Origin of the sequence: Kitasatospora sp. NPDC028055 (assembly GCF_040637885.1) — a bacterium.
In the GTDB taxonomy this organism is placed as follows: domain Bacteria; phylum Actinomycetota; class Actinomycetes; order Streptomycetales; family Streptomycetaceae; genus Kitasatospora.
On sequence record NZ_JBEZXE010000032.1, the window covers coordinates 54,592 to 80,491 of the forward strand.

Here is a 25,900-nt window from a genome sequence, read left to right on the forward strand (position 1 = left end):
GGTGGTTCACCTCCGGTCGGGCGGTCGGTCAGATGGTGGCGTTGCCGCGCTGGGACGGGACCTGGTTGGCCTGGTAGGCGACCTCGCTGGTGGCCGAGGGAGCGGCCACGGACCAACCGTCGCCGGACAGCTTGAGCTTCGTGCTCACGTGCTGGTCCTGCTCCTCGTAGTTGGTCGCGGTGAGTTCTGCCTTCTTCTGGGCCTGATCGATCGCCTGCTGGAGCTGGTTCAGCACGTCCCGCAGCGCGTCCCGCATGGTGCTGTAGCGGCCGTGGATCTCCGTCGCCTCCGCGAAGGTGCCGAAGGCGGTCTTGCCGATGCCGCTGCGCCCGTGGGTGGTGCTGCCGTTGGCGTCCTTCTCGAACTCCTTCAACAGCAGCCGCACCTGCCCGGCGAACGTGCGCAGTTGCTCGACCTCGACGCGGTAGCCCTGGTTGGCCCCGCCGGTCGAGCCGGTCCCTGTTCCCATTGCGGCGCCCCCCGTGCGTCCGTTCCTGGCCTTCGGGGCCCGGGCCCCGGTGTCTCATGTCTAACACACCGGGTCGGAACCCCGCCCGGTGCACGGTCAGTTCGAGGGCGTCCTGGTGTGCAGGGCTTCGGCGAGGGCGCGGCGGCAGAGGGAGTCGGCGTGCCGGGTGGTCTCGGGTTGCCGGTAGCGGCGGGCGAGGTCGAGGGTGGTGCGGACGGCGGTGTCGAGGCCGATCCGGTGGCCGACGGAGACGTAGACGGGTTTGACGCCGGGCTGGGTGCGCACCGCGCGGCCGACCTCCTCGCCGGTGGCGGGGTCGGTGAGCGGGGTCCAGGAGCCGCGGGCCGCCTCGGGGTCGTGGTGGTCGAAGGTGAAGGGGGTCTTGGCGACGCCGAGGGTGCGCAGTCCGGTGAGGACGCCGAGGTGGCTGGCGAGGCCGAGGCGGCGGGGGTGGGCGAGGCCGTAGCCGTCGCAGACGACGGTGTCGGGGGTGCGGGTGAGGGCGGCCAGCGCGTCGAGGACGGCGGGGAGTTCGCGGAAGGCGAGCAGTCCGGGGACGTACGGGAAGGCGATCCGGCCGACGGCGGTGGCTTCCTCGACGACGTCCAGGGTGTCCCGGTCGAGGAGGACGGCCGCGGCGACGACGAGGTCGTGGTCGTCGTCGTAGGCGACGTCGACTCCGGCGATGAGCCGGCCGGGGGTGCCGTCGTCCTGGGCCCGGACGAGCGGCCGCAGTCGTTCCTGTTCGGCGAGCGCCTGGGCCTCGGTGGTGGGCCAGTCGGCGGGGATGGGCACGGTCGGTTCCCCCGGGTCTGCGTGGTGTCGGACGGGTCCCACCGTACCGAGGGGTGCGGACGACCCCGGGGTGAGCCCGTGCGCCCCCTGTGCCCCCGGCCTCGCGGGCTAGCCTGGTCGTGCCGAACTCCCTTGCCGGGTACGACTTCTGGCACCGGCATCATTCCCGCCCGTTTCCCCCGACGTGCGAAGGACCCCCGCCATGCCACGTCCGTCCGCTGCCCAGCTCTGCCTCGGCTCGTTGACCGTCGTCGCCACCACAGTGGCGCTGCTGGCCGTTTCGGGCGCCGCGGGCGTCCTGGAGGTCGCGGTGCTGGTGGGGTTCGCGCTGGCGCTCGGCACCGTGGTGACGGTGCTCTCGATGTCGGTGTCCGCCCGTTCGGCCGCGGTCGGCGACCGGTCCGGGGCCTCCGCGGCCGCTGCCGGGCGCGAGTACGCCCGGCAGCGCTGATCCGCCGCCGGGCGTCGTCCTGCCGCTTTCGCGGTCAGATCTCGGTGGTGACCACCACGGTCTTCGCGGCCTTGTCGTGGAGGCACTGCCGGTAGGGCTTGTCGACGACGCCGAACAGGCCGTCGATGACCCACCACAGGGCGGCGCAGCAGAGCACCGCCGGGAGGATGAAGACGGCGGCCCGGGTCCACGCAGCGGACTGGGTGGGCGAGTTGCCGTCGATCAGCATGGCGACGCGGATCTTCATGGCCTTCTTGCCGAGGGTCTGGCCGTCCCGGCTGAGCATCAGCGCCTCGTAGACGAGGTAGACGGCGCAGCCGAGCCAGAAGGCCTCGGTGGTGCCCTGGCGGGTGCTGAGGTCGACGAAGGGGCCGATGACGAGGACGCCGATGGCCTGCATCAGGACGTAGTCGATGAGGCGGGCGATGATCCGCTTGGGCCAGGTGCCGATCGGCGGCATGCCGGGGACGGGTCCGCCGCTGGGGGTGCCGTACGGGGCGGAGTCGGGGCCGTGGCCGGACGGGGGCTGGTCGTAGGGCTGCCCGCCGTAGGGGTTCTGACCGGGGGTCGGTCCGCCGTAGCTGCCCTGGTAGGCGCCGGGGCCCTCCCCTGGGGCACCGGACGGGGCGGGGCGTGGCGGTTCGCCGTCCGGCGTGCCGCCGCCCGGGGTGGGGGGCTGCTTGTCGAAGGAGGGCTGACCGCCCCCCTCCGGTTGGGGGCCTGAGGGGTCGTGGGTGCTCATCCCCCGAGTAGAACATCGCGGATTCTCCGCTTTTGGGACATTTTGTCTGTTTTGCTGTCGCGCACCCGGGAGTGGACCGGAGAGTGGACCGGAGGGGACCAGCGGGTGGGCCCGGGACCGCAACGGCCGCCTCAGCTGCGGACCACCCGGGTCCGGGCCGCCCGGTCCTGCCAGCCACGCCGGGCCGGACGGTCGAACATCGGCCAGACCAGGCCGAGCAGCAGCACCGTGCCGAGCTGGCGGACGAGCCACCGCAGCAGCGAGCGGCCGAGGCTCGGTCTGGCCCGTCCACCGGAGGCGCCGGCGTCCACGACCCGGATCCGGGCCAGCCGTTTGCCGAAGGTCTGGCCGGTCCGGGCGATCGGCAGCACCTCGTAGACGAGGCTGACGAACACCAGGATTCCGAGCAGGGCGGCGAGCTTGCCCAGCACCACGTCGTCGACCAGCCAGACCTGCACGTGGCGGCGGGCGAGGGAGCTGGCCATCCTGGCCTGGTCGACCTTCTGCTGGAGGTGGTCGGAGACCGAGCTGCCGAGCGGGATCCCGGCCGCGACGGCGACCACCAGCAGCACCGCGGTGTCCACCACCCGGGCCACCAGCCGCCGCCCCAGCCCGGCGGGCACCGGGGGCGCCGGGGGTGCCGACCGGCGGCGGACGGCGGACTCCCGGGCCGGCCGCGCCACCGGCAACGCGGCGGCGGCAGCGACGGCGGGGACAGGCACGGGCACCGGGACGGGAGCCGGCACCGGCACCGCGGACGCCACCGTACGAACCGGCGCCGCCCCGGGCTCGGCGGCCACCTCGGCCGCCACCTGGGCCGCCTCTTCGACCGCCACCGCGGCGGTCGGCGCCGTCACCTCGCGGACCGGGCCCGTCACGGCGGGCGCGACGGCCACCGCCGCTTCCACGGCAACCGCAGCACGCTCCCCCTCCGCGCGCCCCTCTTCCTCCTCGAGCGCCCCCGGAAGCACCCCCCAGGACACCCAACGCGGCGCCCCGCCGGTCTCCATCAGGCCCCGCTGCGCCCGCGGATCGGCCTGCCAACCCGAGGCACCGGCAGCAGCGGCGGCAGCGGCCTCGGCGGCCCCGCCCACCCCGGGACCCTCCTCCGGCGCGGGCTCGACGGTCCGGAACACCGGCCCGCCGATCACCTCGGCGACCCGCGGCCCGACCACGAAGGACGCCCCGCCCGTGGTCTGGTCCAGGTACACCGGCCCGGTGTCCCCCGCCCCCTGAGCCTCCCGCACGGGCGATACCGGCACGGACGCCGGCACCGGCACGACCACCGGCACCGGCGACTCCGACCGCGCCAGCGGCACCGGCACCACCGGCGGCGGCACCGCCCGCGCGGCCGCGGTGCCAGGGCCGGGGGCGGGGCCGGGGGCGGGGGCGGCCCGCCGGGTGGCGTACCGGGGCGGCTGCAGCACCTCGCCCTCGACGGGGGCAGGCCGGCTGGTGCCCGGCACCCAGGCCGAGCCGCCCCAGTAACGGACGAACCCGGGGATGGACGGGTCGGGGTAGTAGCCGGGCTCGGGTGCGACGGCCGGGTCGCCGTCGGCGGCGAAGGGGCGGTCCGCCATGGGGGTCTTCTCTCCTGTCGGGCCTTGACGAGGGCCGTTGAGGGGCGGGCCTCGGCAGATCCAAAGTCGGCAGATCCAAAGATCGGAACGTGGTCGGAACCGGGTAGGTCCGAGCACAGGGCCACGCCGCCGCCCGCACACGCCCGCGTACGCCCGGGGGCATACGGGGCGCTCGGGGCGTGGGGGCACCACCGAAGGCGGACAGTCGCCGGACAGTCACAAAGGGTAGTACCTCGCCGGAGCCCCGAGGGAAAACCGACGATTCCCCGGACAGCGGAGGCCCGCCCGGGGTAAGGGCCCACCCGGGGCGGGAGCCCGCCCCACCGCCCCACCGCCCCACCGCCCCGCCGCCACGCCCAGCGGCAACGCCCCCACCGCCACACCCCCGCCCCGCCCCGCCCCAAAACTTCCCGAAGAAATCCCGGAAACGCGTGTAAGACCCGGCGCGAACCGCCCTCTCAAAGGTCACAGGGCCCAGAACCGGGCACGAAACCGAAGGCAGAGAGGAAGACGATCATGGACCGCCCCGTCGGCGTCGTGGAGCACGAGCTGGAGCTGAACCTGGTGCTCTCCCCGGAGCACAGCGTCCCCGTCCTGGCCCGGCTGACCTACGGCAGCCACGACCCGTACGCCGTGTACATCACCTTCCACCTGGACACCGGCTCCCCGGTGACCTGGGTGTTCGCCCGCGAGCTGCTGGTCGAGGGCACCTTCCGCCCGTGCGGCCAGGGCGACGTACGGATCTGGCCGACCCGTTCCGGCCGGCGCAGCGTGCTGTGCATGGCGCTGAGCTCCCCGGCCGGGGACGCGCTGCTGGAGGCGCCGCTGCCGGTCGTCGCGGCCTGGCTGGAGCGGGCGCACCGGCTGGTGCCGCCGGGCAGTGAGCTGGCCGCCCTCGACATGGACGGCTCGCTCGCCGAGCTGCTCGCGTAGGCGTGCGGGAGGTACGGGACGGGCGAGGCGTACGGGTCGTGCGCCGCAGCGTGCACTGGACCGTCCAGCAGCACCGGCACAGCAGCGACGGCGCCCCCGTCGGCTCAGCGGGCCGCGGGGGCCTGCTGACGACCGCGGGTGGCGTCCGGGCCGCCGCCGCCGTCGCGCTGTCCGGGCAGCCGGACCAGCGGGGCGCCGGCGGAGCGCCGGCGTGCCCTTATCCGGATGGCGGCGGCGAGCAGGAAGCAGAGGCCGACCCACGGATAGATCGAGGTCGGCAGCTGGCTCAGCGGTGACATGTGGAGCACGGCCGCGCCGACCGGCTTGGCGGCCCACATCGCGAAGGACAGGAAGGCCAGCAGGGTGGCCCAGAACGCGGCCCGCCAGCGCAGTCGGCGCACGCCGGCCGGGCGGGCGCGCTCGACGGAGGCCTCGGCGGCGAGCAGCACGAGCACCGGCACGCACCAGACCCAGTGGTGGGTCCAGCTGATCGGCGAGATCAGCACGGCCGTGACGGCGGTGACGCAGAAGCCCCAGGCCTCGGCCCGGGGCAGCCAGCGGCCGCTGCGGACGGCCCAGGCGGCGACGGCGAGGCCGGCCACCGCGGCCAGGCCCGCCCCGAGGGTGGCGAGGAAGCCGGGGTCGGCGCTGTGCAGCAGGCGGGCGAAGGCGCCGCGCAGCGACTGATTGTCGACGATCTCGGTCTTGCCGACCCGGGAGGAGTCGTAGAGGTACTTGGTCCAGAAGCCCCAGGTGGCGTCGGGGAGGAAGAGCGCGCCGATCAGGAAGGTGCCGAGGAAGGTGAGGGCGGCGGTGAAGGCGGCCCGGACCCGGCCGGTGACCAGCAGGTAGACGGCGAACAGGCCGGGGGTGAGCTTGAGGCCGGCGGCGATGCCGATCGCGATGCCCTTGCTGCGGTGGGCGTCGGACCGGGTGAGGTCCCAGAGGATCAGGCAGCCGAGCGCGAGGTTGATCTGGCCGTACCGGAGCGTGGTGAAGACGGGTTCGAGCCAGACGCCGAGGCCGGTGATCAGGACCACGCCGATCGGCCGGAGTTCGCGGCGCGGCCAGCCGACCAGCTTGAAGGACAGGTGGGCCATCAGCGCGAGCAGCCCGAGGTTGCCGAGAGTGATCACCACGCGGAGGACGGGGATCGGCAGCCAGGTGGTCGGGACGAACAGCATGGCCGCGAACGGGGGGTACGTCGCGGGGAGGTTCCACTCGGTGACGCGCAGCGCGTAGAGGTCGGTGCCGTTGGCGACGGCGGCACCCTCGGCCCGGTAGACGATCATGTCGACCATCGAGGTGTGGACGAAGTGGCGGACCACTGCGTACACGACCAGCGACAGCAGTGCCACGGACGAGGCGATCAGCATCGGGCGGCGGGGGGCCTCACGCAGTGCGCGCACGGGGGCACCGAGCGCGACGCGCAGCCGGTCGGACAGGGGAACGGGCGACGGGGCGGGTACCGTCCGCACCGGGCTGCGCTCGTCTTGCACCGCTGTCACTGTCCACTCCGTCCACCGCTCGGCCAACCAGCGACGATACCGGATGCGACCCATCCCGTCCTGGGCGCGATCAACTACTCACAGTGACGAAAGGGCCCCGGCCGACCGTGCTCGGCTGCGGGCTGAGCACGGGCGTCCGGGGCGGTCCAGGGCGCCGGACCCGGGCAGGGGGCCGGACCCGGGCTGGGGGCCGGACCCGGGCTGGGGGCCGGCCCCGAACTGGGGGCCGGACCCGGACTGAGGGCCTCAGCCGGTGTAGCGGCCGAGGGCCCGGGTGAAGTCCAGCGGCTGCTGGACGATGCTGCTGCAACTGGCGTCCGCGGAGGCCTTGGCGCCGCCGGCGCAGGCCTTGTCCCGGGTGCCGGACCACATGGCCAGCCAGGCGAGGTGCTTGCCGGCCGCGAAGTCGGCCAGCTGCTCGGCGTCGGCCACCGTGAACACCTCGCTGGCGACGTCGTTCACGCCGATCATCGGGGTGACCGCGACCTTGCGCCAGGCGGCCGCGTCGTCGAGCCCCAGCACGCTCTTGACCTGGGCCTGGGTGGCGGTGGCCGCGGCGATCGCGTACGTGCCCATCCGCCCCTGCGGGTCGGGGGCGACGCCGTCGCCGAAGTCCATGGCCATGATGTTGACGGCACCGACCGCGACACCGGCGGCCTTGGCACCGGCGACCAGGTCGACGCCGTCCTGGGTCAGGCCGGAGGGCAGTGCGGGCAGGGTGAAGGAGACATCGAGCGGCCTGCCCTTCGCGGCGGCCTCGCGCTGGAGCTGGGCGACGGCCTGGGCCCGCCGGGTGTTGGCGGCGGTGTCGGCGATCGCGCCACCCTCCACGTCGAAGTCGAGCCGGGTCACGCCGTACGCGTCGATCACCGTGCGGTACGCGGCGGCCAGGTCGGCGGTGGAGCTGCAGGCGAGGGCCAGTTCGCTGCCGTTGGCGCCGCCGAAGGAGACCCGGACGTCGCCGCCGATCGCGCGCAGGGCCCCGATCTGGGCGGCCACCGCGTCGGCGGACAGGTCGCTGACCCCGCCCCACTTGGGCACGCAGCCGCCGCCGGAGACCACGAAGGCGAGGTTGAACCGCTTCACCCCGGTGGCCTTGGCGGTGGCGACCAGGTCGTAGGGCGGGTAGAGCGAGGTGTCGACGTACGGGGCGAAGCCGCCCCCGGCGCCGGCCGGGGGTACCGGCACACCGGTCGCCGTGGGGGTGGCGGTCGGGGTGGCGGTCGGGGTCGGCTTCGCGGTGGCGGTCGGGCTCGGCTTCCCGGTGGCGGTGGCCGTGGCCGAGGCGGTCGCGGTGGGCGAGGCCGGACCGGTGGGCGAGGGCGTGGGGGTGCTGGTCGGACGCCCGGAGGGGGTGGGCGCGGGGCCCTCACCGGCCTTGCAGGAGGCGTTGTCGATCAGGCAGTTCCCGGGCTCGGCCTGCGCCGCGCCGGCGCCCTGGGCGACGAAGCCGACCACCACGCTCTTCCCCGGGTCCAGCCGCCTGCTCCAGGCCTCCGGCCGCACGGTGACGTGCTGCCCGGCGGCGGTGAAGGTGGCGTTCCAGAGCGAGTCGATCTTCGCGCCGGCCGGCAGGTCGAAGCTCAGCGTCCAGTCCTCGATCGGGTCGGCGGCCGGGTTGGTCACCAGGTACTGGCCGGTGTAACCGGCGTCCCAGCTGCTGGTCCGGCTGAACACGGCGCCAAGCGGGGCGGCACTGGCCGAGGAGGCGAGCACCACGGTCCCGCCCGCGACCAGGACGGCGGCGGCCGCCGAGGCCCCGATGATCGTCCCCTTACGGCTTCGCCTGCGGCGGCCGGAACGGCGGGTGGGTCGGGTGGTCATGCGCGTTACCTCCGCGGGTGCCTGCGGTCGGCACCGTTCGCCGGTGCCTGCGGTCGGCCGCCGTCCGGACGGGCCGCGCACGGGTGCGCGGGGACGTCCCGGGCGGCCGGCCCGGCTCGGTCGGGTGACCGGCGCGACCGACGCTAGCCGCGCCCGAGGGCCGGAAGCCGTGGGCTGAGCGAGGGGTGAAGGTCCCTTAGGCCGCAGTTAAGGAAGAGGCCCGCCCAAGGAAGAGGCCGGCCGAGCGGCGGGCCACAGGGCGCAGCCCGTACGACCCTCCCGCCCCACTCACCGTCACTTCGGGAACAGCGCACCCCGGGTCCGCCGCCGGCCGGCCCGGGTGGTCGGGGCCTCCGTCGGGCGGGTGCGCAGCCGCAGCCTGGTCTCCGCGCCGCCGAGCACGGCGGAGCGGCCGAGTGCCAGGTCCCCGCCGGTGGACTCGGCGAGCTTGCGCACGATGTCCAGCCCGAGGCCGGTGGAGCCCTCGCCGCCGTGGCCCTCGCCGCGCTTGAGGGCGGCGGCCGGGTCGCTGTAGCCGGGCCCGGCGTCGCCGATCAGCACGATCACGGAGGAGTCGGTGGCCAGGACGTCCACCGAGAAGGCGGTGCCGACGGCGGTGTGCCGGAAGACGTTGCCGAGCAGGGCGTCGACCGCGGCGGCCAGGTCGCCGCGCTGGACGGGGACGGGTGCGGCGCGTTCGGCACCGGCCAGTTGCCAGCGGCGGCCCTCGTCCTCGGCCAGCGCGGACCAGAAGCCGACCCGTTCGCGGATCACCTCGGCGGCGTCGCAGCCGACCGCGACGGCGGGCGCGTCCTCGGGGGCGCGGCGGGCGGAGCGGATGATCTGGTCGACCTCGCGCTCCAGTTGGGCCACCGCGTGCCGGGTGGCGTCGGCCGCGTCGCCGTCGCCGAGGGAGGCGGCGTTGAGTCGCAGCACGGTCAGCGGGGTGCGCAGCCGGTGCGACAGGTCGGCGGCCAACTCGCGCTCGGCTGCCAGGAGTTGGACGACGCGGTCGGCCATGGCGTTGAACGCGTGGGCGGCCTCGCGGAGTTCCTCCGGGCTGCCGTCGACCTGCTTGCCCGTCACCGGGACGCGCACCGCGAGGTCCCCGGCGCCCAACGAGCGGGCGGCGGCGGCGAGTCGGCGGGCGGAGGCCACGATCCGGCCGCCCATCCGGTCGGCGACCAGCACCGAGAGGGCGACCAGGCCGAGCGCGACGGCGGAGAGCACCAGCCAGGCGGTGGAGACTCCCCGGGTGAGGTCGCTCTCGGCGACGAACACCTCGACCACGGCGGTCCGCCCGGTGTCCACCGCGACCGGCTGGAGCAGCGCGTAGCCGCCGGGCACCGCGACGGTGAAGGCCCGGCCCTGGCCACCGGCCGTGGCCACGTCCGCCGCGGCGGCGCGCCCCTCCCCGATGGTCGGCCCGTCGGGCCCACCGGACGCCCCGGCCCCACCGGACCCCGCAGGCGCCCCGGCTCCACCGGCCCCCGCGGACTCCCGGGCCCCACCGGCCTCCGCAGGCGCCCCGGCCCCGCCCGGGGCCCAGGACTCCCCCGGGGGCACCGGCAGGTGCACCGCCATCCGGCTCTGGCCCCCCGCGTCGGTGCTGGCCAGCGCGCGGTTGATGGCGTCCTGGTCGGTGGTGATCGCCAGGGCCGGCCCGAGTGCCGCAGCCTGTCGCTCGGCGGCGGTGAACGCCCGGTCCCGGGCGGTCTGTTGGACCATCAGGCCGAGCGGGATGAGGAAGGCCAGCGCGACCATGGTGGTCCCGGCCACGGCGGCCTTGATCAGGGCCCAGCGCAGCGAGTGGGTGAACCGCTTCATGTCCGGTGCTCCGCAGTGCCCGCCGGGTCCGCCGGGTCCGCAGTGCCCCCAGCACCGGCAGTGCCCCCAGCACTGGCGGTGCCCCCAGCGCCCCCAGTGCCCGCGACCGCCTCCAGCCGGACCCCGACGCCCCGGACGGTGTGCAGGTAGCGGGGGTTGGAGGCGGTCTCGCCGAGCTTGCGCCGCAGCCAGGAGAGGTGGACGTCGATGGTCTGGTCGCCGCCGTAGGTCTGCTGCCAGACCTCGGCGAGGATCTCCTTGCGCGGCACGACCACCCCGGGCCGGGCGGCCAGGAAGGCCAGCAGGTCGAACTCGCGCCGGGTCAGGTCGAGCAGCCGCCCGTCCAGGACGGCCTCGCGCCGCTGGAGGTCGATGGCCAGTCCGCCGACCCGCAGCACCTGGGCGACGGGGGCGGCGCCGCCGCCGAGCCGGCGCAGCACGGCGGCCATCCGGGCGCTCAGGTGTTCCCCGGAGAAAGGTTTCACCAGGTAGTCGTCGGCACCGTCGTTGAGCAGTCGGACGATCTCGGCCTCGTCGTCCCGCGCGGTCGAGATGATCACCGGGACGTTGGTCAGTCCCCGGATCATCTTGAGCGCCTCGCTGCCGTCCAGGTCGGGCAGGCCCAGGTCCAGGATCACCAGGTCGCAGCCGACCTGGGCGACCTCCCGCAGCGCCTCCAGGGCCGTGCCCACACTGCGGACCGCGTGACCGGTGTCGGTCAGGTGGCGGATGAGCGCGGAACGTACGAAGGGGTCGTCCTCGACCACGAGCACTGTTGCCATGGCCCTGCACGGTACGCCATCGGCAGGCAGTGGTCTGTACCTCGGGGGCGGCTCCGCACGGCCTCCGGACAGTGTGCAACTCCCCTGCCGAACACCGGGGGTACCCGTCACCACCTGCCCGGAAGTACGGCAGGATGTGCGGACGATGCGGAACGGACTGGTACAGCTCTGCGCCTGGGCGGCGGCCACCGGGGCGGCGGTGGCGCTGTCCTGGCTCGGCGTGCACGCCGTGCTCGGCGGAGCCGCGTCCGAGCGGCCCACCGCACTGCCGCTGCCCTCCCCGAAGGCCGGGAGCACTCCGTACGGAGCGAGCGCCACCCCCGGCCGGACGCCGGCCGAGGACGTACCGTCCTCGCCCGCCTCCCCGTCGGCCTCCCCGACCGCGAGCACGGCCGCCACCGCCGCGCACGCCCCGGTCACCACCGCGGCCGCCCCGCCGACCAGGAAGCCCGTGCCCGCCGCCACCACCCCGACGTCGACGGTGAAGAGCTACCCGGTCCCCGGCGGCCGGGTCGCCCTGGACATCCGCGCCGACCGGGCCTCGCTGGTCTCCGCCACCCCGGACCCGGGCTGGCAGATGCAGGTCTGGAACGGCGACCAGTGGATGCGGGTGGACTTCACCAAGGACAACCAGGCCAACTCGGTCTTCGTCTACTGGAACGGCCACCCGCCGGTCGTGGAGACGGCGATCCGCTGACCCGCCGCCACACCCGCCACACCCGCTGCCCCTCCGGCCCCCGCGACCGCCCCGGTCACCACCCGGCGAAGGCCTGGTACCCCGGCAGGTACGGCCCCGCGTACCCCGACCGGTCGACCAGGGTGTGCCGGGAGCCGCCCGGCACCGCGATGGTGGCCAGCACCACCGAGCCGTACCGGTCCCGCACCTCGTACGGTTCGGCCAGCGACAGCGCGCCCCGGTCCACGGCGTAGTCGTACGCGTAGGGGACGTCCGGCACGCCGACCGCGAGGTCCAGCACCCCGTCCCCGTAGCGCTCCAGGTGTGCCGCCAGCTCCCGGCCGCGCGAGCCGATCACCTGCACCGGCGAGGTGAGCACGATCCGCGTCCCGGGCCCGGCCAGCACGTAGGAGACCGCCTCCGGATCGCCGGTCCCCGGCCCGGCGTACGCCGTACAGCGCAGCCCGAGCGCCGCCTGGTAGCGGCGGGCCGCCCGCTCGGCGTCGCCGACCACGAACACCACCGCGTCGGCGCGGCCGGGCGGCAGCGGGCCGGGGTCCTCCGCTCCCCCGGCCGGGCCCGCGGCGAGCAGGACGGATTCGGCGGCGGTGTCGGTCATGACGGCCCTCCCGGTAGGCGTACGGACCACCCGGCACCCGGGGTGGGGCCCGGAGCACGGGATCGTGGCTGGAGGGTGGCGCCGGGCCGACCTACGCGCAACTGTTCCGTTTCCTCCTGGTCAAGCTGCGCCCCGGAGCGGGAGAATCGGCGGCACCGCTGTACAGAATGCCCACCGGAGGACCGAGCCGCGATGCCCCCCGCCCACTCCCCGAGCGCCCCGGGCTCCCCCGACCCCGACCCGTCCACCCCCCAGGGCGCCCCCGCAACCCCGGCCAGCAGCGGCGGCGGCAACGACACCATCGACGCGCTGGACGGCCGGCTGATCCGGCTGCTCGCCGAGGAGCCCCGGATCGGCGTGCTGGAGTGCTCGCGCCGGCTCCAGGTCGCCCGGGGCACCGTGCAGGCCCGGCTGGACCGGTTGCAGGCCAAGGGGGTGATCAGCGGGTTCGGCCCGGAGGTGGACCCGGCCGCGATCGGCTACCCGGTGACGGCCTTCGCCACCCTGGAGATCTCCCAGGGCCAGGGCGCGGACGTGCGGGCGCACCTGGCGCGGGTGCCGGAGGTGCTGGAACTGCACACGATCACCGGGATCGGCGACATGCTGGTGCGGATCGTGGCCCGCTCCAACGCGGACCTCCAGCGGGTGATCGACCGGGTGGTGGGCTTCGACGGGATCGTCCGCTCCTCCACCGCGATCGTGCTGGAGAACCCGGTGCCGTACCGGATCCTGCCCCTGGTGGACCAGGCGGCCGCCGAGTAGCCCGAGGCCCGCCCAGCAGCCGAAAGCGCCCAACAGCTAGGCCCGCTCAGCACTTGGGCCCGCCCAGCAGCCGGGAACGCTCAGCAGCTGGGAACGCTGCCGCCGCTCTTCAACGCCTCCAGCGCCTGCACCGACTCGGCGAGCGTGCCCACCGGCACCAGCCGCAGCGTCTTGGGGGTGTTCACCTTGGCGTCCGTGCACTCCTCCTTGGGCAGCAGGAACACCGTGGCGCCGTCCCGGGCCGCCGCCTGGGTCTTCAACGGGACGCCGCCGACCGGGCCGACGGTGCCGTCGTCGGCGATGGTGCCGGTGCCCGCGATCCTGAGCCCACCGGTGAGGTCGCCGCCCTTGCCGTCACCGGCGAGCTTGTCGACGATGCCCAGCGCCAGCATCTGTCCGGCGCTGGGGCCGCCCACGTCGCCCAGGTCGACCTTGACCTTCACCTGGGCCGGCGAGAGGTGGAGGTAGCCGAGCGCGGCCGCGGTGGCGCTGTCCTGGGACTCGGCCATCTGCTGGGCGGTCACCTGCTCCGCCTTGGCCGGGTCGCTCTGCGGGTACACCGTCTCGGTCGGCCGGACGGCCTCGTCCTGGTCGAACCAGGCCCGCAGCCCCCGCCAGAACGTGGTCCGCTGCCCCGGGTTGGTGGCCGAGATGGTGACCATCCGAAGCTCACCGTCGGTGCTGCGCAGCGGCGCCCCGGTGATGGTGAGCACCGGCCGGCCCTGGTAGGTGCCCAGGGTGTCCGCGGTCAGGCCCGGCCAGGTGACGGTGTACGGCAGCGGGACGAAGGCCGCCACGCCGAACAGCGCGGCGACCAGCACCCCGCAGAGCGCGAGCGCGCGGGTCCGCGGGGACGGGAGGGCCTTGGGCAGCTTGGTGTCGGACACAAGGGGAATCCAAACACACCCGACACCCCGCGCGAGCGCTACCGCAGGGCGTCGGCCACCTCGGTGGCCGCCTCCACCACCCGGGGGCCGACCCGTTCGGGCACCAGCCCGTTGAGCATCACCACGCCGACGCTGCCCTCGATGCCGCTCAGCCCGAGCAGCGCGGCGGCGGCCCCGCTGGCCCCGGACTGCTCCTCCGCACGGGTGATGACGAAGCCCTGTTCGGGCCGGCGCTGGCTGGGGAAGGTGCGGGCCTCCAGGATCGCCCGGCCGGCCGCGCTCTCGCCGAGCGGGTGGCGCAGGCCGGTGCGGTAGGCGACGTGGAAGTCGGTCCAGCTGGGCTCGACGACGGCGACGGCCAGGGCCTCGTTGCCGTCCACCAGGGTCAGGTGGGCGGTGGCGCCGAGGTCCTCGGCGAGGCTGCGCAGGGCGGGCAGTGCGGCCTCGCGCAGCAGCGGGTGCACCCGGTGGGCCAGCCGCAGCACGCCGAGGCCGACCCGGGCCCGACCGCCGATGTCGCGGCGGACCAGGCCGTGCTGCTCCAGGGTGGCGAGGAGCCGGTAGACCACGGTGCGGTTGACGGCGAGCCGGGCGGCCAGCTCGGTGACGGTGAGCCCGCGCTCGGAGTCGGCGAGGAGCTTGAGGACGCGGACGCCGCGGTCCAAGGTCTGGGAGGTCTCTGCTGTCACGACGGGCAGTCCTTTCCGCGGCGCTCGCGGGGCGTGCGGCGCCGGGCCAGAAGGTCGGTGTCGCGCGCAGGTGGGGGTGGCCGCGCTCGGGCCGTGCGGCGTCGTCCCTGACGACCGCACGGTCCTGCGGAGCCCGTCCCGCGGGGGTTGCCCGGCGGAAGAGCGTGGGGGAAAGGTAGTGAAGTAATTCCCGCGGCGGAAGTGGTTGTCCAAAATTCGGTCGTGATCGGCATCACCGCCGCCGGGAATTCCGGACAAATCATGCCGATCCACCGGCCCGACCAGGGCGCCAGTTCGACCCCGGTCCGATGTCCGGACACCCCGGAGGCGGCGGGTCCGGGCCCGCAAAGCCCCCGGCGGCCCGGATCCGCCTGCCGGACCGTTACTTCGCCCACTCCCGGATCTTGGCGATCCGCGCCTTCAACTGGTTGGCGGTGGCCTGCGCGGTCAGCGGCCCGCCGCACTGGCGGCGCAGCTCGTTGTGGACGGTGCCGTGCGGCTGGTTGGTGCGGTGGTGCCAGGCGGCGACCAGCGCGTTCAGCTCCTTGCGCAGCTCGCGCAGCTCCTGGTGGGTGACCACCGGCCGCTGCTCGGCCGGGAGCTCCAGCAGGTCGGCCTCCTCGGCGGGCTTGGTCTTGCTGCGCTGGATCTGCCGGTGCTGGCGCTTCTGCAGCAGCATCTGCACCTGGTCCGGCTCCAGCAGGCCCGGGATGCCGAGGTAGTCCTCCTCCTCCTCGCTCCCCGGGTGGGCCTGCATGCCGAACTCCATGGCGTTGTACAGGACCCGGTCGAAGACCGCCTCGGAGCCCAGCGCCTCGTAGGAGAACTCCTCGCCGCCCGCGCCGTCCGGCCCGTCGTTGGCGCGCTCGGCCTCGGCGAGCAGCCGGTCCTCCTCGTCGAAGAGGCCGTCGCCCTCCTTCTTCGGCCGGTCCAGCACGTGGTCGCGCTGGAGCTCCATCTCGTTGGCGAAGCCCAGCAGCATCGGGATGGTCGGCAGGAACACCGAGGCGGTCTCGCCACGCTTGCGGGCGCGCACGAAGCGGCCGACGGCCTGGGCGAAGAACAGCGGGGTGGAGATCGAGGTGGCGTACACCCCGACGCACAGCCGGGGCACGTCCACGCCCTCGGACACCATGCGGACCGCGACCATCCAGCGCGAGGTGCCCGCCGCGAAGTCGGAGATCCGCTGCGAGGCCTCGGCCTCGTCGGAGAGCACCAGGGTGACCTTCTCGCCACTGATCTCGCGCAGCATCTTGGCGTAGGCGCGGGCCACGTTCTGGTCGGTGGCGATCACCAGTCCGCCGGCGTCCGGGATCGCCTTGCGGACCTCGGTGAGCCGGCGGTCGGCGGCCTGGAGGACGGAGGGGATCCACTCGCCCTGCGGGGACAGCGCGGTGCGCCAGGCCTGGGCGATCAGGTCCTTGGTCATCGGCTCGCCGAGCCGGGCCTCCAGCTCGTCCCCGGACTTGGTGCGCCAGCGCATGTTGCCGCTGTAGCTGAGGAAGATCACCGGGCGGACGACGTGGTCGGCGAGCGCGTGCCCGTAGCCGTAGGTGTAGTCGGCGATGGACTTGCGGATGCCGTCGCTGCCCGCGTCGTAGGCCACGAAGGGGATCGGGTTGGTGTCCGAGCGGAACGGCGTCCCGGTCAGCGCCAGTCGGCGGGTGGCCGGCTCGAAGGCCTCGAAGCAGGCCTCGCCCCAGGACTTGGAGTCACCGGCGTGGTGGATCTCGTCCATGATCACGAGGGTCTTGCGGGCCTCGGTCCGGTTCCGGTGCAGCATCGGGTTGACCCCGACGCCCGCGTAGGTGACCACGATGCCGTGGTAGTCCCGGGAGAGCGGGCCGGAGGAGTACGCCGGGTCCAGCCGGATGCCTATCCGCGCGGCGGCCTCGGCCCACTGCTTCTTCAGGTGCTCGGTCGGGGCGACGACGGTCACCTGCTGCACCAGGTGGTTGTGCAGCAGGTACGAGGCCAGGGTGAGGGCGAAGGTGGTCTTGCCGGCGCCCGGGGTGGCGACCGCGAGGAAGTCCCGCGGCTGGGTCTCGATGTACTTGTCCAGCGCACCCTGCTGCCAGGCCCGCAGCTTGCCCGCGGTGCCCCAGGGGGCACGACCGGGGAAGGCCGGGGAGAGGTGGTGCGAGGCGGCGGGCGCGGCGTGGCCGACGGCCCGGGCGGGCTCCTGCTGCTCCGGTGCGTCGGAGAACAGCGGCATCGAGGAGGCGGCGGCAGTACTCACGGTCTCCGAGGGGGGATCATCGCAGGTCAGAGGCGGTTTTGCGGCCCCGTCCCGCGGTCGGGCGGCGATCGGACAACCCGCCCAGCCTACCGGCCCGGCGCCGCTCGGACCTCCAGGACGGGCTTCGCGCCGGGCCCGGACGGCCGGAAATCGATGTGACGCAGGTCACGTGGATTCACTCGTGGAACCGGGTAATCCCCACCGTCCCCGGCACTCTCACCAGGGTGAGGCCGCCCCAACCCCACCTGCCGTCGGGCGGCCCGCGCCGAACGAAGGGACCCACCCCTTGTACTCCGCCGTCGAAGAGACCGTCCAGGCCCGTCTGATCCTCTCCCCGCAGCGTTCCGCCCGGCTGCGCGTGGTCCTGTCGTACCTGCCGGAGGACCCGTACGCGGTCCGGATGGCCTTCCCGGCCGAGTTCTCGCTGGACGGGCCCGCGGACGAGCGGGCCGGCGAGGACATCGTCTGGGTGTTCGCCCGTCAGCTGCTCTCGGCCGGCCTGGAGCTGCCGGCCGGCGTCGGCGACGTCCACGTCCGCCCCACCCTCGACCGGCGCACCATGGTCGAGCTGCGGGCCCCGGAGGGCACCGCGCTGCTCCGGTTCGACACCGGGGACCTGCGCCGGTTCCTGTGGCGCAGCCGCCTGCTCGTCCCGGAGGGCGAGGAGCACCTGCACCTGGACGCCGACCGCGCCCTCGCCCAGCTGCTCGGCTGACGGCCGTTCGCCCGCTCGCCTCCGGGGCGGGTGGTTCAGCCGTTCAGCCGGTTCAGCCGGACTCCTTGCGCATCACCCGGTTCAGCCGGACAGCTTGCGCATCAGCCGGACCCCCTGCGCCGCCGTGAGGTGCGGCAGATAGGCCTTGCCGATCGCCCTGGTGATGCCGGGCAGCGCGGCCGGGTCGGGGTACGCCATGTACATCGGCCGGTACTCCGGCTGGAACTTCGCCTTGAACGCCAGCAGCGAGCGGAAGCCGTACACCGGCTCCAGCACCCGGCCCATCCAGTCCAGCATCCGCTGCAGACCGGCGGGCTCCTCGTCCTGCCGGGCGCGGGCCAGCGGTGCCCCCGACAGCGAGAGGAAGCGGGCGCCCTCGCCCTTGAAGCCGAGCGCGGCCGAGGCGATCAGGAACTCGCTCACGCCGCGGAAGCCGTCCGAGCGCCGCCGCATGAAGTCGAGCGTCCAGCCGACCGGCACACCGTCCTCGTACACCGGCATCCAGCTGGTGACCCCGTGCACCACCCGGTCCTGGTCCACCGCGACCAGCACCCGCACGTCCGGGTCGTCCAGCTCCTCCAGACCGCCGAGCGTGAAGCCCATCTCGGGCAGGCCCTTCTCGGAGACCCACTCCTCGGAGATGGCCCGGATCTGGTCGCGCAGCGCGAGCGGCGCCTCCTGGTAGGTCCACCACTGCGCGGTGATGCCCTGCTTGCCGGCCTTGTTCAGGGCGGTGCGGATGTCCTGCCACTTGCGGCCGGTGAAGGCCAGCTCCGGCAGCGGCACCACGGTGTCCTCGGCGACCTGCACCGAGCGCCAGCCCAGCTGCGCGGCCGCCGCCCTGGTCTCGGCGCAGACGCTGTAGAAGCACGGCGTCCAGCCGCGGGCGTCGCAGTAGCGGGCGAATCCGGCCACCGCCCGGGCCCGCTCCTCCGGGGCGCCGAACGGGTCGCCGGTGGTCAGCGCCACGGTGCCGATCACCCGGTAGGCGACGGCCGCGCGGCCCCGCTCGTCGAACCAGTAGTGGTTGCCCTCCCAGGTGGTGATGAAGGACAGCGTCCCGCCGCCGTGCTCGGCGAGCAGCGCCCGGGCCCGGGCGGCCGCCGCCGTGTCGGTGCGCAGCACCGGACGGCGGAACGCCGACAGCAGCGCGAGCAGCGCGACCACCCAGAACGCCAGTCCGCAGTACGTCTCCAGGAACAGCGCCATCGGGCCGACGGCTATCGGGTAGTCCGGCAGCAGGTCGTTGTACGCGGGCGGCAGGAACTGGGCGGGCAGCCCGTTCACCAGCCCGCGCACGCCCGCCCCCGGCTCGAACTGCCCGGCCACCAGCCGCCCGAGGCCCACGTACGCGGCCGCCGCCACCAGCGCCGCCCCGCCGACCACGGCGGCCAGTCGGCGCACCGCCCGGCCGGCCAGCCGCAGCCGGAACCGCTGCCGGGTGGCCAGCAGCAGGACGGTGGTCAGCAGCGGCAGCAGCATCGCCTCGACGAAGTACTGCACCGCGTCCCCGTCGACCGGCCCGGCCTCGAAGTACAGCCAGGCCAGCAGCGCGGCCCAGAGCACCTCGGTGACGACGCTGATCCGCCAGGCGAACCGCAGGCCCCGGCGCAGCCCCTCGGCGAGCACCAGCAGCAGGGCCGGGAAGAGCGCTGCCATCAGCCGGGCGGGGGTGTCGAAGATCCGCTCGACGGCGTGCGCCCGGGCGCAGTCGTGCGCCGAGGCGGCGCAGAAGTCGGCCACCTCCTCGGGGCTGAGCCGGTGCGAGAGGTACAGCTCGGAGAAGGTGTTGAACGGCCCGCTGGCGTTGTCGTACAGCGAGGCGATCAGGGGCCCGCAGGCGGCGGCGACCAGGCAGAGCGCGACCAGCACCCGGGTCTCGCCGTGCGAGGAGCGGTGGGCGCGCAGGTACGGCCGGCCGCGGCTGAGCAGGGCGCCCAGGCCGAGGCCGAACAGCGCGCCGGCGCAGCGCTGGACGCTCTGCAGGTGCCCCACGTACAGGGTCATGACCAGCGGGACGAGCAGCACCAGCAGGTGCAGCCGGCGGCGCCAGAGCACGGTGAGCCGGTAGCCGAGCACCCCGGCCACGGCGAACAGGCCGACGGCGGGCCCGACCGAGGTCTGGTCGGCCACCGAGGCGGTCCACTGCTCCCCGGCCGAGGAGCCGAAGGCGACCAGCCCGGTGCCCAGCAGGGTGCCGGCCACCTGTCCGCCGACCAGCAGCGCGAGGGTGCGCAGCCGGCCGAACCGGCGCTCGGCGGCCGGGCCGACCAGGAGCAGCAGCAGGCTGGTGAAGACGTACGAGCCGATGCCCGTGGAGAAGAGGAGCGAGCTGGCCGGCGTCCACCAGCGGCCCTCGCCGAGGGTGGGCAGGCCGACGCCGACCCGGGCGAGCAGCCGCCCGGACGGCCCGCCGGACAGGCTGCCGGTCGCCGCGCCGAGGGCCCAGAGCCCGGCCAGCAGCGCCAGGGTCAGCGGCGCCGAGCGCAGCCGGTCGCCGAGCACCCGGACGGCCCGGCGGATCCGCTGCGGCCCGGCCTCCGGCGTCGGGGTGACCGGGGCCAGGTGGGCGTCCTGCGGCTGCGCGCCCTGCGCGTCCCGCCCCTCCGCGCGCTCCCGCCCCCTGGCGGTGCGCGCCGCCGTCCCGATCACCGGGTCAGGCCGGTCTGCTGGGCCAGCCACGGTATCTGCCGGACGATGCCCGGGCGGAAGACGACCCAGCCGTGACCTCCCGGCATGAGCTCGAACTTCGCCTTCATACCGGCCTCCTGGGCGAGCTGGTAGACCTTCTCCATCTGCGGTCTGAACTCCCCGTCGTGTTCGCCGACGACCAGCGCGACGCTGGTGTCCGGGAACTTCCGGCGGGCCATCACATGGGCGGGGTCGACCGCCTCGAACTTCTTCCCGTCGCCGCCGAAGGCCGCCTTGACGGTCTCCTCGCGGGTGCCCAGGGTGGGCTCCTCCTGCCCGGACATGTCGAGCACGGTGCCGTACACGTCGGGCGCGTTGACCCCGAGCTGGAGGGCGCAGGTGCCGCCCATCGAGGCGCCGCCGATCGCCCAGGCCTTCGGGCCGGTGGCGGCCTGGAGGTTCTGCTGGACCCACCGGGGGACGTCCACCGCGAGGTAGGTCTGCACCTTGGCGATCTTCGAGTCCAGGCAGAGCGTGTTGGCCCAGGTCGAGCCGAGCTGGTCGGGCATCACGACGATCGGCGCCAGGCCGTGGTGCTCGGCCGCGAACGCGTCCATCGCCGCGTTGATCTGCCCGGAGAGCACCCAGTCCCCGGGCTGCCCGGGCTGGCCGGGGAGCATCACGACCACGGGCAGCAGCGGCCGCGGGGTGGCCTGGTAGGCGGGCGGGAGGTAGACGTACGCGTCCCGGGCCTTGAAGCCGGACCGCAGGCCCGGGATCGGGACCACCGAGACGGTGCCCTTGTCGGGCAGGTTCGCCGGGGGCTGCCAGACCTCCTCCAGCACCTGCTGCGGCTGGGCGGAGACGGTCTGCGCCACCTTGGCGGCGACCAGGCCCTCGGTCCTGGTCAGCCACGGCGCGAGCATCACCCGCCCGTTGGGGAACTGGCCGAAGCCGGTGTTCACCTCGGAGGCGGCCATCAGCAGGACCAGCCCGCTGAGGCCGAGCGCCAGGCCCCGGCGCGGCCAGGACAGCCGGCGCATCCGGTACCCCGCCAGGCAGAAGCCCAGCAGGGCGACGGCTATCCACCAGGTGACGTACCGGGGGGTGCCCTCCGGGAAGGGGTGCCACCAGCCGTCGACGACGACCTCCAGCAGCAGGCTGAGCGCCGCCGCGGTGATCAGCGCGGCGGGCAGCCGGACCCGCCACCAGCTGCGGCCGCGGCCGACGGCGAGCGCGAACAGCGCGGCCCAGCCGGCCAGCAGGACGGCCTGCGGGATGGGACCGTGGGTGAGCGGCCAGTCGATCGGGTTCCAGCGGCTGGCGAGGGTGAGCGTGGTCATGCGGCTTTGCCCGGCGGTGTGGTGTCGGCCAGGAATCCGTAGGCGACGACGTTTCCCTCGTAGCCGTGTTCCTCGCTGTACGCGCCGCCGCAGGTGATCACCCGCAGCTGAGCGTCGGCGGCCTGGCGGTAGACCCGGTCGTCCGGGAAGTCCTTTCGGTCGTGCACTTCGATGGCGTACAGCTGGTAGACGGCGGTGGCGCCGTCGGCGCGGGCGATCTCGATCCGGTCGCCCCGGTGGAGTGCTCCCAGGTGGTAGAAGACGGCCGGTCCGGCCTTGTTGTCGACGTGCCCGGCCAGGATGGCGGTGCCGCGCTGGCCGGGGCTGGCGCCGCCGCGGTACCAGCCCGCGAGGTTGCGGTCGGCCGCGGGCGGGGCCTGGAGGTGGCCGTCGGGGTCCAGTCCCAGCTCGGTGACGGGGGCGTCCAGGCGGACGGCCGGGATGCGGATCCGGGTCGGGGCGGACGGGCCGAGCGGGGGGACGACGGAGACCGGGGCGAAGCCCGACAGCGCCTGTCCGCTCGGCGCGGGCGGCAGTACGGGCGAGCCGCCGCCGTTCAGCAGCCAGGCGCCGAGCACCAGGGCGGCGCCGGCCGCCAGGGTGCCCGGCCAGGGGCTGCTGCTCTGCCGGTCGCCCACGGGTGCTCCCTTCTGCCGGCCCGGATCCCATTCCTGAGAGTTTGCTGGGAACTCATTCAATCGGATCGGACCCTGGGGCACGTCCTCACGACGGCCCGATCCGCACCCGCCGATCGGCAGGGATGACGGCTTCGGACCTGCACGGAGTGGGTGCGCGGCCACGGAAAGTGACCTTCCGCTTCCGCGTCCGAATGCGGCGCCCCCACCCGGCCCCCACCCGTACGAACACCTTCGACGTTTCGGTCCGCCGTTTCGGTTGCGTCAATCGGGCGATCGATTGCGACCGTTCGCTGCGCCTCTACGACCGTTCCGGTCCACATGCCATCCTGACCCGGTCACGGGCTCCACCCCCTCCGGGCCGACCGGACCCCCCGCGCGCCGCACGCACCCCGCACGCCTGCCGGACTCCGCCCGCCCGTCGAACACCTCACGAACGGAGTGACCATGGACGCGCTCTCCCGCCGAACCCTGCTGGCCGCCGGAGCGGCCACCGCCGCCACCCTGGCGGCGGGCTGCGGCAGCGACCGGGCCGGCGGGGGCGGGGAGCACGCGGCCGACGGCGCGGCCCCGGCCACCCCGGCGTCCGAGGGGCAGAGCGCCACCCCGGCCGCGGTCCCGCAGAAGCCGCAGACCGTCCTGCTCGGCGACGGCTCCACCTCCGACACCGGCCCCCAGCCCCGCCAGCCCGTCCCGGACCGGCTCCAGCCCGGCCAGCGCCCCCCGCAGTTCGTGGTCTTCTCCTGGGACGGCGCCGGCGAGCTCGACAACGGGCTGTTCGCCCGCTTCCGCCGGCTGGCCCAGGAGCACAACGCCTCGATGACCTTCTTCCTCAGCGGCCTCTACCTGCTGCCGGAGTCCAAGAAGGACCTGTACCGCCCGCCGCAGCACAAGGTCGGCGCCTCCGAGATCGGCTACCTGAGCGACCAGCACATCCACGACACCCTGGAGAACGTGCACGCCGCCTGGCTGGAGGGCCACGAGATCGGCACCCACTTCAACGGCCACTTCTGCGGCCCCACCGGCGTCGGCGCGTGGTCCCCGGAGGAGTGGGAGAGCGAGATCCAGCAGGCGATGGAGTTCGTGACGAGCTGGCGCACCAACACCGGCTTCACCGACCTGCCGGCCCTGCCCTTCGACTACCGCAAGGAGCTGATCGGCAGCCGCACCCCCTGCCTGGAGGGCCAGCGCAACCTGCTGCCCACCGCCGTCAAGCGCGGCTGGCGCTACGACAGCAGCGGCAACGGCACCCAGGTCTGGCCGCAGAAGATCCAGGGCGGCGCGCTCTGGGACCTCCCGCTGCAGGCCATCCCCTTCCCCGGGCACACCTTCCAGGTGCTGTCGATGGACTACAACATCATGTTCAACCAGTGCGGCCCCAACACCAAGGCCGACCCGGCGCTCTACCCGGGCTTCCAGGCCCAGGCCCGGGACTCCTACCTGATGGGCTTCGACCGCACCTACAACAGCAACCGGGCGCCGTACATCATCGGCAACCACTTCGAGGAGTGGAACGGCGGCATCTACATGAACGCCGTCGAGGACGTGCTCAAGTCGATCGCGGGCAAGCCGGAGGTCCGGCTGGTCTCCTTCCGCCAGCTGGTCGACTGGCTGGACGCCCAGGACCCGGCGGTGCTGCGCAAGCTCCAGAGCCTCGGCCCGGGCCAGTCCCCGGCCGGCGGCTGGGAGGCCTTCCTCGGCACCCCGGCCGCGCCGCCGGCCGCCTCCCCCACCGCCACCGCCTCCTGACCTCCGGTCAGGCCCGGACCCGTACCCGCCCGGCGAGCAGCGCCCCCAGCGCCGCCACCGCGGCCATCACCAGCAGGATCACCGCGAAGGCGCCGGGCGAGCCGTCGGCCCCGGCGCCTTCGTGCGCCGCGACCGGCGACCCGCCGCCCAGCGCCGCGAACAGCACCCCGGCCAGACCGGTCAGCAGCACGTTGCCCAGCGCGTCGCTCATCTGCAGCGCGGCCGAGTTCGCCCCCGCGTCCTCGGGCGCGGAGAGCTTCATCATCAGCACGCTGACGCTCGCGACCGTCAGCCCCATCCCGATGCCGCCGACGCCCCAGGCCACCGAGGCCACCCAGGCCGGCACCGCCGGGACCAGCACCAGCGCGGCGGCCGCGATCGCCACCGCCGTCAGCACGAAGCCGCCCCGGATCATCGCCTCGCGGTACCGCTCGGCCCCCGGGCGGCCCTGCAGCCAGGAGCCCAGCGCCCAGGTCAGCCCGCCGCTGGTCAGGGTGAGCCCGGACAGCGTCGGCGAGAGGTCGCGCTGGGTGGTCATCATCAGCGGGACGAAGGCCTCGGCCCCGAGGAACGCCCCCGCCGCCAGCCCGCGCAGCAGGATCACCGTCGGCAGCCCGCGCCCGGCCCGCAGGGTCCGCTTCGGCAGCAGCCCCAGCACGGCCGGGGCCAGCAGCGCCGCCCCCGCGACGCCGGGGAGCAGCCCGACCAGGTCCCGGCGCTGGCCGGCGTACTGCAGCAGGCCCGCGCCGACCGCCGCCATCGCGGCCAGCAGGGTGCGGCGGCGGTCGAAGTCGGCGCCCTTGGGCACCGGGTGCTCCCGCTCGGAGCGGGCCAGCGCCGGGCCCATCACCGCCAGCGGCAGCAGGATCAGCACCGGCACCGCCAGGAAGACCCAGCGCCAGCCGAGGTGCTGGGTGACGGCCCCGGAGACCAGCGGCCCGACGATCGAGGGCAGCACCCAGGCCGAGGAGAAGGCGGCGAACACCGCCGGCCGCAGCCGCTCCGGGTAGGCCCGGCCGACCACTACGTACAGCGCGACGATCACCAGCCCGCCGCCCAGCCCCTGGATCGCCCGCCCGGCCACGAACACCCACATGCCCGGCGCCGTCCCGGCCACCACCAGGCCCGCGCCGAACACCGCGATGCCGGTGAACAGCGGCCGGAGCGGGCCGCGCCGGTCGCACCACTGGCCGGAGACGACCAGGGCGAACAGCGTGGTGGTGAAGTAGCCGGAGAAGGCGAAGGCGTACAGCCCCAGGCCGTCCAGCTCCCGGGCCGCGGTCGGCATCGCGGTGTTGACGGCGGTCGCCTCGAAGGCGATCACCAGCACCACCGACACGATCCCGAGCGTCAGGGCCCGGAAGCGGCCGCTCATGACCCCGCCCCCGGGGTCGGCTCCGGAGGGTGTCGAGGGCGAGTCGACCGAGGTGGGGGAGGCAGTGGTCATGGGTGACATCGTAAGAGCCGTCCGCGTGCTTGACTCCTGACCGGAGTCCCGGGCCGGATCCGTCGCAGGGCCTAGGACCGGCCCCGGAACAGGCGTCAGTGCAGCACCTTGAGCCCCACCACGCCGCAGACGATCAGCAGCAGGCAGCCGATCCGGGCCATGGTCACCGCGTCGCCCAGCACGGCCATGCCGTAGAGCGCGGTGCCGACCGCGCCGATGCCGACCCAGACCGCGTAGCCGGTGCCGATCGGGATGGTGCGCATCGCGTACGCCAGCCCGCCCATGCTGAACAGCAGCGCGACGCCGAACACGAGGCTGGGGGTGAGCCGGGAGAAGCCCTTGGACGATTCCAGGGCCACCGCCCAGACGGTCTCCAGGAGACCCGAGACGATCAGAACGAGCCAAGCCATGACGGCCGTACCTCCGCAGTCCACAGCGGCCGGATTGCCGCTGAACTGCGCCGTCTTGTCGTCACCGGGTACGACGCGCTCGTCCGGGGTGGCGGGGGAATCAACCACCTGTTCCGACGGTAGCACACATTGCCACACAGAATTTACAGAACGTCATTGACCCCATTCGGCCGGTACGCCATCCTGA

Annotated in this window: 23 protein-coding genes and 1 riboswitch; of the genes, 6 read left to right on the top strand and 17 right to left on the bottom strand. The window is 74.4% G+C overall.

The window, feature by feature from the left end; translation table 11 throughout:
* Positions 1 to 28: 28 nt before the first annotated feature.
* Complete coding sequence (locus AB0F71_RS27005) at positions 29 to 469, bottom strand: hypothetical protein (protein WP_360239010.1); 441 nt, start codon at positions 467 to 469, stop codon at positions 29 to 31.
* A 96-nt stretch (positions 470 to 565) separates the two neighbouring features.
* Positions 566 to 1,264, bottom strand: coding sequence for an endonuclease V (locus AB0F71_RS27010; RefSeq protein ID WP_360239013.1), 699 nt, complete (start codon positions 1,262 to 1,264; stop codon positions 566 to 568).
* A 202-nt stretch (positions 1,265 to 1,466) separates the two neighbouring features.
* On the opposite strand from AB0F71_RS27010, the gene AB0F71_RS27015 reads away from it, so the two are divergent.
* A complete protein-coding gene (locus tag AB0F71_RS27015; RefSeq protein WP_360239016.1) occupies positions 1,467 to 1,715 on the top strand; it encodes a hypothetical protein in 249 nt (82 codons plus the stop codon).
* A 34-nt stretch (positions 1,716 to 1,749) separates the two neighbouring features.
* On the opposite strand, the gene AB0F71_RS27020 is transcribed toward AB0F71_RS27015, so the two are convergent.
* On the bottom strand, positions 1,750 to 2,457 hold the full coding sequence (locus AB0F71_RS27020; RefSeq protein WP_360239019.1) for an RDD family protein: 708 nt from the start codon (positions 2,455 to 2,457) through the stop codon (positions 1,750 to 1,752).
* Between the two features lie 131 nt (positions 2,458 to 2,588).
* On the bottom strand, positions 2,589 to 4,037 hold the full coding sequence (locus AB0F71_RS27025; RefSeq protein ID WP_360239022.1) for an RDD family protein: 1,449 nt from the start codon (positions 4,035 to 4,037) through the stop codon (positions 2,589 to 2,591).
* A 516-nt stretch (positions 4,038 to 4,553) separates the two neighbouring features.
* Between AB0F71_RS27025 and AB0F71_RS27030 the strand changes: the two genes are divergently transcribed.
* Positions 4,554 to 4,970: an SsgA family sporulation/cell division regulator gene (locus AB0F71_RS27030; protein WP_360239025.1), complete on the top strand. Its 417-nt coding sequence runs from the start codon at positions 4,554 to 4,556 to the stop codon at positions 4,968 to 4,970.
* 104 nt (positions 4,971 to 5,074) lie between these two features.
* Here AB0F71_RS27030 and AB0F71_RS27035 read toward each other — a convergent pair whose 3' ends face one another.
* From AB0F71_RS27035 to AB0F71_RS27050, 4 genes are all read right to left on the bottom strand, one after another.
* Entirely contained in the window at positions 5,075 to 6,478 is a 1,404-nt protein-coding gene (locus AB0F71_RS27035) for a glycosyltransferase 87 family protein (protein ID WP_360239028.1), read from the bottom strand.
* A 246-nt stretch (positions 6,479 to 6,724) separates the two neighbouring features.
* Entirely contained in the window at positions 6,725 to 8,302 is a 1,578-nt protein-coding gene (locus tag AB0F71_RS27040; protein ID WP_360239031.1) for a cellulose binding domain-containing protein, read from the bottom strand.
* 294 nt (positions 8,303 to 8,596) lie between these two features.
* Entirely contained in the window at positions 8,597 to 10,129 is a 1,533-nt protein-coding gene (locus tag AB0F71_RS27045; RefSeq protein ID WP_360239034.1) for a HAMP domain-containing sensor histidine kinase, read from the bottom strand.
* Entirely contained in the window at positions 10,126 to 10,911 is a 786-nt protein-coding gene (locus AB0F71_RS27050) for a response regulator transcription factor (RefSeq protein ID WP_360239037.1), read from the bottom strand. Before AB0F71_RS27050 ends, AB0F71_RS27045 begins: the two co-directional genes overlap by 4 nt.
* A gap of 145 nt (positions 10,912 to 11,056) precedes the next feature.
* Between AB0F71_RS27050 and AB0F71_RS27055 the strand changes: the two genes are divergently transcribed.
* A complete protein-coding gene (locus AB0F71_RS27055; RefSeq protein ID WP_360239040.1) occupies positions 11,057 to 11,608 on the top strand; it encodes a hypothetical protein in 552 nt (183 codons plus the stop codon).
* A gap of 55 nt (positions 11,609 to 11,663) precedes the next feature.
* Here the strand turns inward: AB0F71_RS27055 and AB0F71_RS27060 are convergent, their stop codons facing one another.
* The gene (locus AB0F71_RS27060; protein ID WP_360239043.1) at positions 11,664 to 12,206 is read right to left on the bottom strand and encodes a VOC family protein; all 543 of its coding nucleotides are present in this window, start codon (positions 12,204 to 12,206) and stop codon (positions 11,664 to 11,666) included.
* A 192-nt stretch (positions 12,207 to 12,398) separates the two neighbouring features.
* Here AB0F71_RS27060 and AB0F71_RS27065 point away from each other — a divergent pair, with 192 nt between their 5' ends.
* On the top strand, positions 12,399 to 12,968 hold the full coding sequence (locus AB0F71_RS27065; RefSeq protein ID WP_360239046.1) for an Lrp/AsnC family transcriptional regulator: 570 nt from the start codon (positions 12,399 to 12,401) through the stop codon (positions 12,966 to 12,968).
* An 80-nt stretch (positions 12,969 to 13,048) separates the two neighbouring features.
* On the opposite strand, the gene AB0F71_RS27070 is transcribed toward AB0F71_RS27065, so the two are convergent.
* The 3 genes from AB0F71_RS27070 to AB0F71_RS27080 form a co-directional block, all read right to left on the bottom strand.
* The gene (locus tag AB0F71_RS27070) at positions 13,049 to 13,855 is read right to left on the bottom strand and encodes a S16 family serine protease (RefSeq protein ID WP_360239049.1); all 807 of its coding nucleotides are present in this window, start codon (positions 13,853 to 13,855) and stop codon (positions 13,049 to 13,051) included.
* Positions 13,856 to 13,893: 38 nt separating this feature from the next.
* Positions 13,894 to 14,544 (bottom strand): helix-turn-helix domain-containing protein, encoded by a 651-nt coding sequence (locus AB0F71_RS27075; protein WP_030308168.1) that lies wholly within the window; start codon positions 14,542 to 14,544, stop codon positions 13,894 to 13,896.
* A gap of 382 nt (positions 14,545 to 14,926) precedes the next feature.
* Positions 14,927 to 16,759 carry a DEAD/DEAH box helicase gene (locus tag AB0F71_RS27080; protein WP_360239119.1) on the bottom strand — a complete coding sequence of 611 codons (1,833 nt, stop codon included), beginning with the start codon at positions 16,757 to 16,759 and terminating at the stop codon, positions 14,927 to 14,929.
* A gap of 310 nt (positions 16,760 to 17,069) precedes the next feature.
* Here AB0F71_RS27080 and AB0F71_RS27085 point away from each other — a divergent pair, with 310 nt between their 5' ends.
* Complete coding sequence (locus AB0F71_RS27085; protein ID WP_360239052.1) at positions 17,070 to 17,498, top strand: SsgA family sporulation/cell division regulator; 429 nt, start codon at positions 17,070 to 17,072, stop codon at positions 17,496 to 17,498.
* 81 nt (positions 17,499 to 17,579) lie between these two features.
* Here the strand turns inward: AB0F71_RS27085 and AB0F71_RS27090 are convergent, their stop codons facing one another.
* Genes AB0F71_RS27090 through AB0F71_RS27100 form a run of 3 tightly spaced genes read right to left on the bottom strand, consistent with a single transcriptional unit; the run spans position 17,580 to position 22,110 of the window.
* Positions 17,580 to 20,180 carry a rhomboid family intramembrane serine protease gene (locus AB0F71_RS27090; protein WP_360239055.1) on the bottom strand — a complete coding sequence of 867 codons (2,601 nt, stop codon included), beginning with the start codon at positions 20,178 to 20,180 and terminating at the stop codon, positions 17,580 to 17,582.
* On the bottom strand, positions 20,147 to 21,472 hold the full coding sequence (locus AB0F71_RS27095; RefSeq protein ID WP_360239058.1) for an alpha/beta hydrolase-fold protein: 1,326 nt from the start codon (positions 21,470 to 21,472) through the stop codon (positions 20,147 to 20,149). The genes AB0F71_RS27090 and AB0F71_RS27095 overlap by 34 nt, the downstream gene beginning before the upstream one ends.
* The gene (locus AB0F71_RS27100; RefSeq protein ID WP_360239061.1) at positions 21,469 to 22,110 is read right to left on the bottom strand and encodes a class F sortase; all 642 of its coding nucleotides are present in this window, start codon (positions 22,108 to 22,110) and stop codon (positions 21,469 to 21,471) included. The genes AB0F71_RS27095 and AB0F71_RS27100 overlap by 4 nt, the downstream gene beginning before the upstream one ends.
* Positions 22,111 to 22,554: 444 nt before the next feature.
* Between AB0F71_RS27100 and AB0F71_RS27105 the strand changes: the two genes are divergently transcribed.
* The gene (locus tag AB0F71_RS27105) at positions 22,555 to 23,856 is read left to right on the top strand and encodes a hypothetical protein (protein WP_360239064.1); all 1,302 of its coding nucleotides are present in this window, start codon (positions 22,555 to 22,557) and stop codon (positions 23,854 to 23,856) included.
* A gap of 7 nt (positions 23,857 to 23,863) precedes the next feature.
* On the opposite strand, the gene AB0F71_RS27110 is transcribed toward AB0F71_RS27105, so the two are convergent.
* Positions 23,864 to 25,303 carry an MFS transporter gene (locus AB0F71_RS27110; RefSeq protein WP_360239067.1) on the bottom strand — a complete coding sequence of 480 codons (1,440 nt, stop codon included), beginning with the start codon at positions 25,301 to 25,303 and terminating at the stop codon, positions 23,864 to 23,866.
* A 95-nt stretch (positions 25,304 to 25,398) separates the two neighbouring features.
* On the bottom strand, positions 25,399 to 25,713 hold the full coding sequence (locus tag AB0F71_RS27115; protein ID WP_360239070.1) for an SMR family transporter: 315 nt from the start codon (positions 25,711 to 25,713) through the stop codon (positions 25,399 to 25,401).
* A 44-nt stretch (positions 25,714 to 25,757) separates the two neighbouring features.
* A riboswitch (guanidine-III (ykkC-III) riboswitch) is annotated at positions 25,758 to 25,824 on the bottom strand.
* Positions 25,825 to 25,900 lie beyond the last annotated feature (76 nt).